The following is a 13,699-nucleotide window of genomic DNA, read 5'->3' on the forward strand; positions in this document are numbered from 1 at the left end:
TTTGGGCAGAAAACGGTCTAGCTATCATTTGTAATAGACCGTACTCCATATATAGTTAATCCGTTGGACTACATAGTAACCATTAAAAGCCTTTTTAATCAAACAATTGATTGGGAGGTTTTTTTAATAAATAAGTTTCTCTTAGATGCAATTACATAGGCATCGTTTTATCATTTTCAAATTCCAATTGGGAAGGTACTTTACCGTGTTTGGTAATATTGTCAAATAGCAGTTGCTTCAGTACCTCTGTAGTATACCTGTTTTGATTTGGTTTAAGATTTACTTTTTTAAGCATCTCATTGTAAGAAATATAGTGTGTCCAAGCAAAGAAAAAACCTTGTGAATGACAATATTGAATAAATTCATTCTGTTTAGGAGTTTCTCCACTCATATTTTTTGATAATGATAATAACAAGCATTCACATATCTTTAAATTATCCTGAATTTCTTTATCGGTTAATCGCCATGTTTTTTTTGCAATAATTCCAGCCTTCTCTAGAATGTAGTTATGTGCAAATAACCTATAGGGATTACCGATAACCTTAAGGTCTTTTAGATATCCTCTAAACTCCATTGCTGTTGGTACTTTATTTAAGTGTTTATGACAATCTTTCATATATGTAATCAATTCTATCAATCTTAATGACATATTCTCCATCTCCACGTAAGCTTTTGTAAGAAGTATGGGGAATAATCACTACATCTATACATTTCTAATACTACAAAGGACAATTACTTACGATCTATCCATACCTTCCTAGTTTGGGTGGAAGGTACTGGATTAGTTTTAAGTAATTTCAAGGAGCATAAAAACGGTACTTCAGGGATTGACTTGGGGAACAACCTCACCACATTATTCTATTACCCCTGATTCCAAAAGATCAACATTGACCTTAACGGTTATTTGGAGATCAGGGTAAAGCTCCTTCCACTTCTTTGGATCCCAATTTCGTGTTCGGGATCGAACCTGATCCCCAATTCCTAGTGGATCAATCCCTTTTTCTTGGAATTGCTGGATCATTTCTTGCGAATCTTGTTCGAGCAATTCTTTAATTTCCTTCTCTAGTCTCGTAGTTTTTTGCTTATTTAGGATACCATCTTGATATTCCGAAACAGTTGCCTTTAAGTTAACATTGATGATTATTTCAGAATTTGTCATTGGCTTCTGTATGTCGAAATTCCTTCCAGAGCTTATATTATAAATAGAAATGTCATTATCCTCATTCAGTTTTATAGAGTACGAACCCTTTTGACCTTTCCGTTCCAATAATAATTTGAAGGTAAAGAATTGTTCTTCCTCTAACTGGCCAACCAATTTATCTTCTGCAAATAGTCCAATTCCTGTTAGTTTTACTTTACCATCTTCTTGTTTAAGTACTGGAAGGGTAGGATCAATTCCATCCGCATAAAACTTATATAGAAATTGATGAAGATTTGTTTTAGGGATTTGACCCGTTTCGATATTTTGCTCAATTAAGTTGGAAAGGTAAATGCCATTATCTTGATTTCCATACTGCTTGCTCAATAACTCTTTTGGACTTCCATCCACCACACCCAAATAAATACTTGAGCCAATGGATGGGTCTCGCTCTAATGTATCTAAAAAGTCAAAAATCCCCTTTTCTGCTGTTTTCCATTCATATAATGTCACTTCCACTTTTCCACTAACAACAGGTTTATCCGATTGTAGATTAAGCCTATCTCGAGCTTCTTTGCTTAACTTAGCAGTATCCGTAAGGGTTTCATTAATAACCGACTTATCAGGCTGATAGTTAGGATAAACAGTGGTTACCTCTATCATGCCGTCCTCTGAATACTCATAACCTCCGGCAGTGGTTAATTGAATCTCGTCTATTACTTCTTGTTCGATATGCATACATCCTGTAAGCGGTAGTGTTACCAGTACAGATACAAAGAGCATCATTCTACTATCCATTTCCAGTGTTCCCCTTTCTTTTTTTAGTGAAGAAGAAAGAAAGTACCGTAAGAATTGGCACATATATAAAAACCAGTCCTAACCCTACAATAGCCAAATATTGATTGAGCTTATCAATTGTTTCTCTACCTTGAATCGTTACCGTTGCAAATAGTAACAGGATTAGAATGACCGGTATTACTTTATTGAGATGAAAGTGGAACATCTTCTGAATGCCTTTACTTGCAGCCCAAACAGACAAACAAATATTAGGCAAAATAATTAATATCCAAGATGTAATTCCGATGTACTCAATCCTTTCAATGAATGGGAGTTCCACTATTTTCCACATTGATAACGTAGCCCAAATTTGTTTACTGACTTGTTTATCACTAAAAAAAGCAATGGTAATGATTAATATGAATAAATATATTCCTATTGTTAATAGATTGCCAAAGTGAGCCCATTTTTGAGATTTTTTAGGATGTTTAATATATGGATAGTACATGAGCAAAGTGGAAAAACCTAATAAGCCCAACATCATATCCTTTGTTGCAATTGAAAGTTCTTTTACAGAATGATTCCATACAGGCAGTAAATTACGAAAATTGGCGTATTCAATTGGGAATAAGAATGATAAAAAGATATAGAACGGGATGACAACTCCTAGAAAGCTAATACCAGCAACCACTCGGAAACCACCCGTAACATTGTAGTAAACAAGACCTAATATGATGATGCTGAACATCATAATATTGATTAATGGAAATACCCATACCTGAACAATTTCAATGTAGCTTCTTAGTACGACAATCCCGATTACTAACCAATATATAATCCATATAAGGCTAAAGAATCCTCCAATCCATTTACCAAACAAGTCCTTATGGATATCGATCAGGTCCTTTTGCTGTTTGTTTAACAGTAGGTACATAATCATAATAGCGACATTTATGGATATGCCAGCTGCTATAACAGCAATCCACGCATCATTCCCTGCTGACTTCATAATAATACGTTGAAAGCCTAACACGCCTACACCCACTTGCACAGAATGTACTAAGAAAAATACGAGAAAAGGAGATATTTGCTTCTGTTTTTCCTCCAAAATAACACCTCCACACTTTCTCATTTCTTGGGATCAGCTTTTTTCTTTGCTTTATCACCATTAAAACGCATGGTATCCTCCGTTTGTTCTTGAATAGGACGCTTGGATTGAAGGGAATAAGGTAAACGAATTAATGCATCTTTAAAATCCTGTACTCTTGGTGGATAGAACGGTTCAAGAAATGGTCTGCCTAATGACGTTAACTTTAATAAATGAATAAGCAAGTAACAAAAGCTTATGGCTACCCCAATAAATCCCATATAATGGGCCATTAATAAAAACGGGAATCGTATTAGTCGAATCGTATTACCCATTTGATAAACCGGGGTTGTAAAGGATGCAAGTGCGGCTAGAGCGACAATAATTAATAAGACATTACTCGTTAAACCAGCTTCAACAGAAGCGGTTCCAATGACAATACCTCCCACGATACCAATTGTCTGACCGACCTTGGTCGGCAGTCTTGCACCTGCTTCTCGTAACAGCTCAATGGCTAATTCTAGAACAAGCGCCTCCAGTATAGGTGGTAAAGGAATGGCACTCCTAGAAGTAACTAAGGTAGCCACCATATCTTTGGGAATTAGTTCATAATGATACGTCAGGACCGCTACATAAATCGGTGTAGCTAAGATGGAAAACAGTACTGCAAAAAAACGAACCAAACGAAAAAAGGAGGCAACTAGCCAATTTAAATAGTAGTCCTCAAAGGCTGAAAAAAACTCAAAAATAGTAGTAGGTCCGATTAAACCGTGTGGTGCACCATCTACTAAAATCGCAATCTTTCCTTCCGCTACTGCTGTAGCAATCCTGTCAGGTCTTTCCGTGTCGATTAACTGTGGAAAAGGTGAATTCTGATTATCCTGGATTAATTGTGTAATCATGGAACTATCTGTAATTTGATCAAAATCCAAATCAGTTAACCTTTGGATAACGGTATGGATGTTCTCTTCATTAGCAACACCTTGAATATATAATACCGAGACTCTTGTTTTCGATAACTTCCCAATGATTAGTTCCTTTGATACAAACTCCGGAATCGGAAGTCTTTTTCGAACAAGATTAATATTCGTATCCAGGGATTCTACAAATGACTCCTTTGGCCCTACTACACTGAATTCAACCTCTGGCAGTGAAACCTGACGTGTTTTATCGACATCTGATTTCACAAGCCCAAATAGGTTCAAGTTATTAACATCAAATATTAAGGTGTATCCCTTTAATAGATTGTCTCTAACGACAGATATATCTGTTGTAAGAATAATTTCTTCAATAGGTAGCAAAGTTGGTAAGGAAGAGATGGCATCCAAATCTTTTAGAAAAGGGAAGATATCCCGATGTAAAATCTCTGAATCAATTAGGGTCGAATAATAACCTATAGAGAGAGTGTGCTCCTCATAGGGTAATGTAGAAAGTGTAAAATCATTTGATCCATTTAGCTGCTGAAAAAGACTCTCAATCGATTCGTCTTTTTCCTTCTCTTTTTCTTTCTCTTTCTCTATTCTCTTATTTAGTCTCCTTCTCTGTCTCCTTAATCTCATTTACATTCACCTTCACCATCTATGTATAAAAATCAAGAGTCTATATTTTCTATTTTCTTCAATCGAAGCTAAATTTATCCATGTTAACAAAGTTATTAGGTTTTTGTATCCGTACAGTCATAATTAATACCAATTGAAAAAAAATTCTATTAAATTAGTGATAACCACTTTAAAAATGTAACAAAATGTTCTAATATATTAAGTAACATTTCAAATATTTCATAATTTATTAAATGTAATCGGTTTCAAATTTCAAAACGAGGTGATAGGATGGACATGCAACGAGTACCGGCTAGAGAAGGAAATTACAATTTAAAGAACTATGATGAGCTAAGGGCAACTTTTCAATGGGAAGACGTGCATCAACACTTTTCCTGGAAGGATACAGGTAAAGTAAATATTGCCTATGAGGCAATTGATAAACATGCAGAGAACCCAGCGAAAAAAGATCAAGTTGCACTTTTATACTCTGCACCAGGAAGAGAAGAGTCCTTAACCTTTGAACAAATTAGTAAGGATAGTAATAAGTTTGCTAATGTGTTAACGAAATATGGCGTAGAAAAAGGGGATCGTATTTTCCTGTTTATGCCACGAAGTCCGGAGTTTTATGTGAGTTTATTCGGTATTTTAAAAACAGGTGCTATCGCTGGACCTTTATTTGAAGCATTTATGGAACAAGCTGTGCGTGATCGAATTCAGGATAGTGAAGCAAGTGTACTTGTAACGACTCCTGATTTATTAGAACGTGTGCCACAAGAAGAATTACCTTCTTTAGAAAAAATAATATTAGTTGGCAACCGAAGTGAAGCATCAGAAAAGTATGTTGATTATTATCATGAAATGGAATATGCAAGTGACAACTTCGATATAGAATGGGTAGATTTAGAGGACGGAATGGTACTACATTATACCTCTGGTTCCACTGGCAAACCAAAAGGTGTATTACATGTCCATAATGCAATGATTCAGCATTATGCAACCGGGGAATGGGTACTAGACCTGAAAGAAGATGATGTATACTGGTGTACAGCAGACCCTGGTTGGGTAACAGGTACAAGTTATGGTGTCTTTGCACCGTGGCTACATGGAGTCACCAATGTCATCCGTGGGGGACGATTCACGCCAGAAGATTGGTATGGAACATTAGAGAAGAATAAAGTAACCGTTTGGTATACAGCCCCAACGGCATTACGGATGTTAGTTAGTGCAGGCGAAAACTTGGTTAATCAATATGACCTTTCCTCACTACGCCATCTGATGAGTGTTGGTGAGCCACTTAATCCCGAAGTGGTGACATGGGGATTAAAAGCGTTCAATCTTCGTATTCATGACACGTGGTGGATGACAGAAACAGGAGCACAATTGATTGTAAATCTACCAACAGAAGAGATTCGACCAGGATCCATGGGGAAACCAATCCCGGGTATTGAAGCATCAATTGTGGACAATGAAGGAAATGAGATTCCACCAAATCAAATGGGTAATTTAGCGATAAAAGCTGGTTGGCCATCGATGATGAGAGCCATTTGGAATAACCCTGGTAAATATGAAAGTTACTTTATTAATGGGTGGTATGTATCTGGAGATAGTGCTTACCGGGATGAAGATGGTTATTTCTGGTTCCAAGGACGACTGGATGATGTCATTAATACCTCTGGTGAACGAGTTGGACCATTTGAGGTAGAGAGTAAATTAATTGAACATCCAGCGGTAGCAGAAGCGGGTGTTATCGGGAAGCCGCATCCAGAACGTGGAGAGATCATAAAAGCGTTTATCACATTAAATCCAGGATATACAGAATCGGCAGAATTACTGGAGGATATCCGTGTATTTGTAAAGACAGAACTAGCAGCCCATGCAGCACCTCGTGAGATTGAAGTGCGTGATACAATACCAAAGACTAGAAGTGGTAAAATCATGCGTCGTCTCTTAAAATCTTGGGAGCTAGGGCTTCCAACTGGTGATACTTCTACTTTGGAAGCATAAAAATAATGAGGTTGGGACAAAAAAGTTTTAGTTAAAAAACCCGAACAAACATGATAAGCGCATGGACCCGCTCCGGAAATATACTACGCTTTCCACGGGCGGCTGGTGAGCCTCCTCAGAGCTAAAGCTCTTGCGGGGTCTCACCGATGCCTATCCTCCCGTAGGAGTCTCCGTATATTTCCGGAGCTGATTATCACATCGTTCAGTTTTATAACGTAAACTTATATCTATGTCCCAACCTCATTAAATGTTATTCACTCAACTCGATTTCTTCACAATATTAAAGTTATCCTGCAATAGTAACCAGTTCTGTGGAAATGCTAGCCCTAATTTCCAATAACTAATTCCAAGTAATCCAAGTTCCTTAATCAAATCAAACTTAGCTTGTATCGAGCGTGCATCTTCAAACCAAACTTCATGTTGTCGCCCTTCTGCATCCGTATAACGGAAAAATGGTGCCTGGGCTGTCGTATCATATTGAATCGGTACATTATGTTCACGAGCAAGTGCAATAGCTTGTTGTGGGCTTACGGCACGTGCATACTCTCCACCTGGAACAAATGGTAAGGTCCAGTCATAGCCATATAGATTTTGACCTAATAAAATCTTATTAGCCGGCATTTCTGTAAGGGCGTATTCCACAACTCGTCGAACCTGATCAATTGGGGAAACTGCCATAGCAGGACCACCACTATAACCCCATTCATACGTCATCAGGACCACCATGTCATCGACGGCACCATGTGCACCATAATCATGTGCTTCATACCATTCCCCTTCTTGAGTAGCACTAACTTTAGGTGCAAGTGCACTAGACATTAATAGGCCCTGTGCAGATAATCTATCCTTCGCTTTACTCAAGAAAGAACTATAAGCATCTCGGTCTTCCGGTGGTAAAAATTCAAAGTCAAAATGGACATCGGTAAAACCAACTTGCCCTGCTGTATTCACAATGTTATCTAGTAGCCTATTCTGCACTTCTTGTACGGTAACTACAATATGACCTAATTCCGCACTAAAGGCTCCTTCTTCCAGTGTGGTCACAACCATCATTAAATTAGCATTGTTGGCATCGGCAATTTCTTTGAAATTATTAAGTGGTGGGGCAGCCAAGCTTCCGTCTCGGTTTACTTGATAACTAAAAGGTGCAAGGTAGGTTAGATAAGGAGTATTTTTACGTGCGGCATTTTCTAAAGCTTCAGAAACGGTACCCCCGGTAGGTTCAATGTAAGCATTGGAAACGATATCCCGCTTTTGACCCTGGGGAATATATAACCGTAACCCTACATTGAGGGGGGTGTTGACTGGAATATTATTAATTCTTGCAAGTTCTTGATAAGACAAACCAAATTGTGCTGCGATTGAAAATAAACTATCGCCAGGTTGAACAAAATAAAAGCGCCCAACAATTGGAATAACCAATGCTTGCCCAACGACAAGCTGATTTGGGGCATCTAATTCATTTGCATTTATTAAGGCATCCACGGTTGTACCGTATGTACCAGCAATGGAAAATACAGAATCACCCTGCGCGACTACATGAATTTGCATATTCTCCCTCCTTAAGATCATATCCAAGTCGAAACTTGAACGAATGTCTCTATATACAAATTTATGAAGGGAGCATGTACGTTATGTCGATTAAATAGGGGCAATATCGGCTTTCATAACGGACTTCATTAAATATAGTGCATAGTCATTCCCATCCTTTTCTTCAGATGCCATACAATTCTTGGGAATATGCATCGTAAAGTTGTACATATAAGCGTCCTTTGCAGTAAATAGAACACAAATATCACCTGCAATTCCTGCTAGGATAATTTTTGTAATTCGTAATTCATCTAACAGTGCCTTTAGTGGTGTTTGAAAAAATGCAGAATGCTGTGGTTTAATGAAAAAGTAATCGTTAGCTGATGGTTTTATTTGCTTAATAATATGGTGATTTTTTTCATTGGTACAATGTTGTACAATGGATGGAATATCGGAAGTCCATAAATGATAATGATCATTAACATAAATAATTGGAAGTTGATGTGTTTCGGCAATATGTCGTAGTTTGAGTAGATTTGGTAGGATTTCTTCCGTGTGAGAGCGTAATTTATCGCCTCCATCAAATTGGAAATCATTAATTAAATCGATGAAAATAATGGCGGTACCAGCATATTGATTCTCCAACAAGATGTCCACCTCCTTAACACTATGAGTTAGTAGTATTGATAAAATAAAAATAGATTATGCAAGAGAGTTGTGATGAAGTGACGGATGAGCAGTACATGAAATTAGCCATTGAACAGGCAGAGAGAGCTCTGGAAAAAGATGAAGTACCAATTGGTGCCATTATAGTTTATCAAGATGAGGTAATCGCAAGCGGTTTTAATGTACGAGAACTATCGCAAGAAACCTTATCCCATGCTGAACTAATCGCCATTCAACAAGCTAATAAAGAAATAGGGAGTTGGCGTTTAGAGGATTGCACCTTATATGTAACCTTGGAACCATGTCCAATGTGTGCCGGTGCTATTGTCCAATCCAGAATAAAAAGAGTGGTCTATGGAGCCGTGGACCCAAAAGCTGGTTGTGCAGGAACAATTATGAACTTACTGGATAATCAGCGGTTTAATCACCAAGCAGAGGTTACTTCAGGAGTATTGGAGAAAGAATGTAGTCTGCTTTTAACTAATTTCTTTAAAGCCTTACGAGAAAGAAAAAAACACTAACTTCCAAATATTATCTCCGGCCAGTCCATTGATTTTTTCCCATAAGATGTTATAATGGATATTACCGTGCTAGGCGGGGAGGTAGCGGTGCCCTGTACTCGCAATCCGCTATAGCGAGGCTGAATTCCCATCACGAGGTGGATGTCCGTATGGTCTGCCTCAAGGGATTGGTGTTGACGTTTAGGTCCTGCGCAACAGAGACCCACGAACCCTGTCAGGTCCGGAAGGAAGCAGCAGTAAGTGGTTATCTCTGTGTGCCGCAGGGTCACCTAAACCGAGCCATGAACTTGAGTAACGCATGGGGACATTTCATCGACGGTGGGTGCACGGCTTACATACTCAATTGGAAACCTCTTGTTTTGATACAAGAGGTTTTGTTTTATCATGTTATTCCCTCTTCAGAAGATTGGAATTTTACTATTTTTGCACACAGACAGTAGTCTCCTTTAAACATCCTAATCCGTAATAAGAATACTCCCATACATATTCCAGATTTTCTTTTTCATTATCATTCACATTCGAACTTAAAATCGGTATAATTAGATAGAAATCAATGAGGGGAATCAATTATGAGCTATCAAGCATTGTATCGCACATGGCGTCCGAGAACGTTTGAGGATGTTGTAGGGCAAAGTCATATAACACGAACACTCCAAAATGCAATTGTTCAGGAAAAATTTTCACATGCATATTTGTTTACTGGTCCACGCGGAACCGGTAAAACAAGTGCTGCCAAAATTTTTGCTCAAACTATTAACTGTGAACATGCTCCGGTCAAAGAACCATGTAATGAGTGTGCTGCTTGCATTGGTATTCGGGACGGATCCATTTCGGATGTTATCGAAATTGATGCTGCGTCTAATACTAGTGTTGATGATATACGTGAGATTCGTGAAAATGTTAAATACGCTTCTAGTTCCGTGCCGTATAAAGTTTACATTATTGACGAGGTCCATATGATTTCTGTGAATGCATTTAACGCATTACTGAAAACATTAGAAGAACCTCCTAAACATGTAGTATTTATCCTGGCTACGACAGAGCCACATAAAATACCGTTAACGATTATTTCTCGTTGTCAACGATTCGACTTTAAACCAATTCCTAACCAAGCAATTGTAGAGCGGATGCAAACTATTGTTGAAGCAGAAAGTGTTTCCGTAGCGAAGGAAGCCTTTGATGCGGTAGCATTAGCTGCAGAAGGTGGAATGCGTGATGCTCTTAGTATTCTAGATCAAGCGATATCCTATAGTGAAGCAAGTGTTGAACTGGAGGATGTTCTTGCTGTTACCGGTGGAGTTTCTCAAAAAATTCTCACGGATATGGTTGCATCCATGCACCAGAAAGATGTTCAATCTGCATTAAAAATGCTTGATCAATTGATTCAAAATGGTAAAGATCCAGCACGATTTGTCTATGATATCATTTATTTCTTACGTGATTTATTGCTATATAAGAGCGCACCTTCCTTAGAAGGGATTCTAGAGAGGGCCATTATTGATGATGCCTTTCAGCAGTTAGCATCGAATGTTCCAGAAACCTGGATTCAACATGCGATTATGCAATTAAATCAATGTCAGCAAGAAATGAAATGGTCTAACAATCCAAAGGTATTTATAGAGATTGCCATTATTACCATTTCCAATCGATATGAAGATACACCTCAAGCATCGGATTCCGTATCCTCAGAAGCAGTCATGCAATTAACACAGAAATTAGCACATCTCGAGAAAGAAATTGCTAATTTAAAACAAATACCTACCGGGGGCGTGCAAGCACCTCAGCCGGAAAAGAAAAGACAAACAGCTACGAAATCCAAAAATAGTTACAAGATTCCTTATGAGCGAATCCGTAATGTGCTAAAAGAAGCACAAAAGCAATCACTCAAGGATGTACAATCACAGTGGGCTAATTTCCTTAGCAAACTGAAGTCAACAAGTGCTCCAGCACATGCAACCATTCAGGATGCAAAACCTGCTGCAGCATCAGATTCATCACTTGTTGTAGCATTTAAATATGAAATCCATTGTTCGCTTTTCATGGATAACCGTGAATTAGTAGAATCTATCTTAACAGGTATTCTAAATAAACCATTAACCATTATTCCGATTCCGAATCAGGATTGGCAAGAACTTCGGAATGAATATGTAAAAAGTCAAGAGCCATCTAGTTCAGGAGAACAAGCAAGTGGAGATCCTGTAGTAGAAGAAGCAAGAAAGCTTTTTGGGGATGACTTGATTGAAATACATGACTAAAATTACCTAAATTTAAAGGAGGCGTTTTCCATGAAAGGTATGGGAAATATGGGCAATATGATGAAACAAATGCAAAAAATGCAAAAGAAAATGATGCAAGCGCAAGATGAATTATTCGAAATGGAATTTGAAGCATCTGCAGGTGGCGGTATGGTAACCGTTAAAGCTAATGGAAAGAAAGAAATTATCGATGTAGAAATTAAAGAAGAAGTTGTGGATCCAGATGATATTGAAATGCTACAAGATCTAATCCTTGCGGCAACTAATGATGTTCTAAAGCAAGTTGATGATAAAACAAATGCAACAATGGGGCAATTTACAAAAGGATTGAACATGCCAGGAATGTTCTAATTTGTCTAGCTTCAGGCACCTTATGCATTTCTTAGGGGGAAGACATCATGTATTATCCAGAGCCGATTACGAAATTAATCGATAGCTTTACAAAATTGCCAGGTATTGGGCCGAAGACGGCTGTTCGTCTGGCATTTTTTGTGTTAAATATGAAAGATGATGATGTACTTGAATTTGCTAATTCACTGGTTAATGCCAAACGTGAATTAACACATTGTTCCGTATGTGGTCATATCACAGATCAGGATCCTTGTGCTATCTGTACGGATTCCACAAGAGATAATTCTGTTATTTGTGTCGTTCAGGATCCAAAAGACGTGATAGCCATGGAGAAAATGAAAGAATTCCATGGTAAATATCATGTGCTACATGGCGCCATTTCACCAATGGATGGAATTGGTCCGGAAGACATAAATGTTCCAGATTTGTTAAATCGTTTAAAAGACGAAGAAGTGAATGAAATTATCTTAGCAACAAACCCTAATATTGAGGGAGAAGCAACTGCAATGTATATTTCGCGTTTAGTAAAGCCTTCTGGTATCAAAACAACAAGGATTGCACATGGTTTACCAGTTGGTGGCGATTTAGAGTATGCAGATGAGGTAACATTATCGAAAGCGTTAGAGGGTAGGAGAGAACTGTAAAGTCGGGTGACATCAGTGGGAAGAAAGAAAAGAAAGCAAAAGCGAGAGGTCGATGAGCTTTTACTTGATGCTATCTTCTCCATCGAACACGAGTGGAAACAGATAAGGTCCATCGTTGAAAAATCCATTGAGCCAACATTCGAGGGGAAAAGCACAGAGAAAATTGCTCAATCTAAGTATTTATTTTTATTAAGAGAAGCAAGGCGCCGTAAGATAAGCGCGATTAGGTATAGTAAATAAAGGAAACACCTACAATTAATTTTGTAGGTGTTTTTATTTTAGGTTGTTTCCCTAATCACTTCAACCCAAATTTATAGCCAAAACGAAGTGCAACGGGTTCTCATTCATCATTTCAACCCAAATTTATAGCCAAAACGATTTGTGACAGGTTCTCATTCATCACTTCAACCCAAATTTATAGCCAAAACGAAGTGCAACGGGTTTTTATTCATCATTTAAACCTGAATTCATAGCCCAAATGATGTGCAACAGGTTCTCATTCATCATTTCAGCCCAAATTTATAGCCAAAACGAAGTGCAGCGGATTCTCATTCATCATTTCAACCTGAATTCATAGCCCAAATGATGTGTGACAGGTTTTCATTCATCACTTCAACCCAAATTTATAGTCAAAATGATGTGCGACAGGCTTTCATTTATCATTTAAACCTGAATTCATAGCCCAAATGATGTGCAACAGGTTCTCATTCATCATTTCAACCATGTGACTGTATCAATATGATTTAACTCAATAAATCCCTAAAAACTCACTCACAGATTTAACTAACTTTAAATTGAATTAAAACCAGTATAGAAATTAGCCTTGTTTTGGTTCTTTTTTCTTGCTCTGAGTCATATCTACATATATAAGGGACAAGTTAAAAGGAGTTGATTTTTGGATGGAACCTGCAGTCATTATTTCTATTATGGTGGCAGTTATTGTCTTACTACTATTTGTCGGAACTTCATTTAAACCAATGCGTTTTCTTGTGAATGGTACGGTGAAATTAGGAATTGGTATATTATTTTTATTCTTTTTTAACGTGATTGGTGGATCATTTGGATTGCATATTCCAATCAATATTTTTACGGCAGTCGTGTCTGGATTTTTAGGATTATTTGGTGTTGCAAGTCTAGCAGCTATTCATTTAATTATTCTTCCTTAAAAGTTTCAAAGATTTAACG

The 13,699-nt window shown here is 37.7% G+C and carries 13 protein-coding genes and 1 other RNA gene; 8 read left to right on the top strand and 6 right to left on the bottom strand.

Annotated features, from left to right (window positions below):
- Positions 1-151: 151 nt before the first annotated feature.
- The 4 genes from BN999_RS13760 to BN999_RS13775 form a co-directional block, all read right to left on the bottom strand.
- The gene (locus BN999_RS13760) at positions 152-649 is read right to left on the bottom strand and encodes a hypothetical protein (RefSeq protein WP_096272269.1); all 498 of its coding nucleotides are present in this window, start codon (positions 647-649) and stop codon (positions 152-154) included.
- Between the two features lie 204 nt (positions 650-853).
- A complete protein-coding gene (locus BN999_RS13765) occupies positions 854-1,936 on the bottom strand; it encodes a Ger(x)C family spore germination protein (protein WP_176481990.1) in 1,083 nt (360 codons plus the stop codon).
- On the bottom strand, positions 1,929-3,023 hold the full coding sequence (locus BN999_RS13770) for a GerAB/ArcD/ProY family transporter (RefSeq protein ID WP_255247475.1): 1,095 nt from the start codon (positions 3,021-3,023) through the stop codon (positions 1,929-1,931). The genes BN999_RS13765 and BN999_RS13770 overlap by 8 nt, the downstream gene beginning before the upstream one ends.
- A 20-nt stretch (positions 3,024-3,043) precedes the next feature.
- Entirely contained in the window at positions 3,044-4,561 is a 1,518-nt protein-coding gene (locus BN999_RS13775) for a spore germination protein (protein WP_096272274.1), read from the bottom strand.
- Positions 4,562-4,831: 270 nt separating this feature from the next.
- Between BN999_RS13775 and acsA the strand changes: the two genes are divergently transcribed.
- Positions 4,832-6,547: an acetate--CoA ligase gene (gene acsA, locus BN999_RS13780; protein WP_096272276.1), complete on the top strand. Its 1,716-nt coding sequence runs from the start codon at positions 4,832-4,834 to the stop codon at positions 6,545-6,547.
- Between the two features lie 258 nt (positions 6,548-6,805).
- Here acsA and BN999_RS13785 read toward each other — a convergent pair whose 3' ends face one another.
- Positions 6,806-8,098 carry a glycoside hydrolase family 18 protein gene (locus tag BN999_RS13785; protein WP_096272277.1) on the bottom strand — a complete coding sequence of 431 codons (1,293 nt, stop codon included), beginning with the start codon at positions 8,096-8,098 and terminating at the stop codon, positions 6,806-6,808.
- Between the two features lie 90 nt (positions 8,099-8,188).
- A complete protein-coding gene (locus tag BN999_RS13790; RefSeq protein ID WP_096272413.1) occupies positions 8,189-8,722 on the bottom strand; it encodes an isochorismatase family cysteine hydrolase in 534 nt (177 codons plus the stop codon).
- Between the two features lie 59 nt (positions 8,723-8,781).
- Between BN999_RS13790 and tadA the strand changes: the two genes are divergently transcribed.
- From tadA to BN999_RS13825, 7 genes are all read left to right on the top strand, one after another.
- Positions 8,782-9,264: a tRNA adenosine(34) deaminase TadA gene (tadA, locus tag BN999_RS13795; RefSeq protein ID WP_217988485.1), complete on the top strand. Its 483-nt coding sequence runs from the start codon at positions 8,782-8,784 to the stop codon at positions 9,262-9,264.
- 64 nt (positions 9,265-9,328) lie between these two features.
- Positions 9,329-9,594: signal recognition particle sRNA large type (ffs, locus tag BN999_RS13800), an RNA gene on the top strand.
- A 239-nt stretch (positions 9,595-9,833) separates the two neighbouring features.
- Positions 9,834-11,519 carry a DNA polymerase III subunit gamma/tau gene (gene dnaX, locus BN999_RS13805; protein ID WP_096272280.1) on the top strand — a complete coding sequence of 562 codons (1,686 nt, stop codon included), beginning with the start codon at positions 9,834-9,836 and terminating at the stop codon, positions 11,517-11,519.
- Positions 11,520-11,549: 30 nt separating this feature from the next.
- A complete protein-coding gene (locus BN999_RS13810; RefSeq protein WP_096272282.1) occupies positions 11,550-11,870 on the top strand; it encodes a YbaB/EbfC family nucleoid-associated protein in 321 nt (106 codons plus the stop codon).
- Between the two features lie 47 nt (positions 11,871-11,917).
- Positions 11,918-12,514, top strand: coding sequence for a recombination mediator RecR (recR, locus tag BN999_RS13815; protein WP_096272284.1), 597 nt, complete (start codon positions 11,918-11,920; stop codon positions 12,512-12,514).
- Between the two features lie 15 nt (positions 12,515-12,529).
- On the top strand, positions 12,530-12,754 hold the full coding sequence (locus BN999_RS13820; RefSeq protein WP_042147586.1) for a YaaL family protein: 225 nt from the start codon (positions 12,530-12,532) through the stop codon (positions 12,752-12,754).
- 659 nt (positions 12,755-13,413) lie between these two features.
- Positions 13,414-13,680, top strand: a complete 267-nt coding sequence (locus BN999_RS13825; protein WP_096272286.1) for a pro-sigmaK processing inhibitor BofA family protein — start codon at positions 13,414-13,416, stop codon at positions 13,678-13,680.
- The last annotated feature ends 19 nt before the right edge of the window (positions 13,681-13,699 follow it).

Origin of the sequence: Paucisalibacillus globulus (assembly GCF_900184735.1) — a bacterium.
Taxonomy (GTDB): domain Bacteria; phylum Bacillota; class Bacilli; order Bacillales; family Amphibacillaceae; genus Ornithinibacillus; species Ornithinibacillus globulus_B.

Coding starts and splice junctions, on each gene's coding strand:
- BN999_RS13760 (WP_096272269.1), bottom strand. CDS start 649: ATGTCATTAAGATTGATAGAATTGATTACATATATGAAAGATTGTCAT.
- BN999_RS13765 (WP_176481990.1), bottom strand. CDS start 1,936: ATGGATAGTAGAATGATGCTCTTTGTATCTGTACTGGTAACACTACCG.
- BN999_RS13775 (WP_096272274.1), bottom strand. CDS start 4,561: ATGAGATTAAGGAGACAGAGAAGGAGACTAAATAAGAGAATAGAGAAA.
- acsA (WP_096272276.1), top strand. CDS start 4,832: ATGGACATGCAACGAGTACCGGCTAGAGAAGGAAATTACAATTTAAAG.
- BN999_RS13785 (WP_096272277.1), bottom strand. CDS start 8,098: ATGCAAATTCATGTAGTCGCGCAGGGTGATTCTGTATTTTCCATTGCT.
- tadA (WP_217988485.1), top strand. CDS start 8,782: ATGCAAGAGAGTTGTGATGAAGTGACGGATGAGCAGTACATGAAATTA.
- dnaX (WP_096272280.1), top strand. CDS start 9,834: ATGAGCTATCAAGCATTGTATCGCACATGGCGTCCGAGAACGTTTGAG.
- BN999_RS13810 (WP_096272282.1), top strand. CDS start 11,550: ATGAAAGGTATGGGAAATATGGGCAATATGATGAAACAAATGCAAAAA.
- recR (WP_096272284.1), top strand. CDS start 11,918: ATGTATTATCCAGAGCCGATTACGAAATTAATCGATAGCTTTACAAAA.
- BN999_RS13825 (WP_096272286.1), top strand. CDS start 13,414: ATGGAACCTGCAGTCATTATTTCTATTATGGTGGCAGTTATTGTCTTA.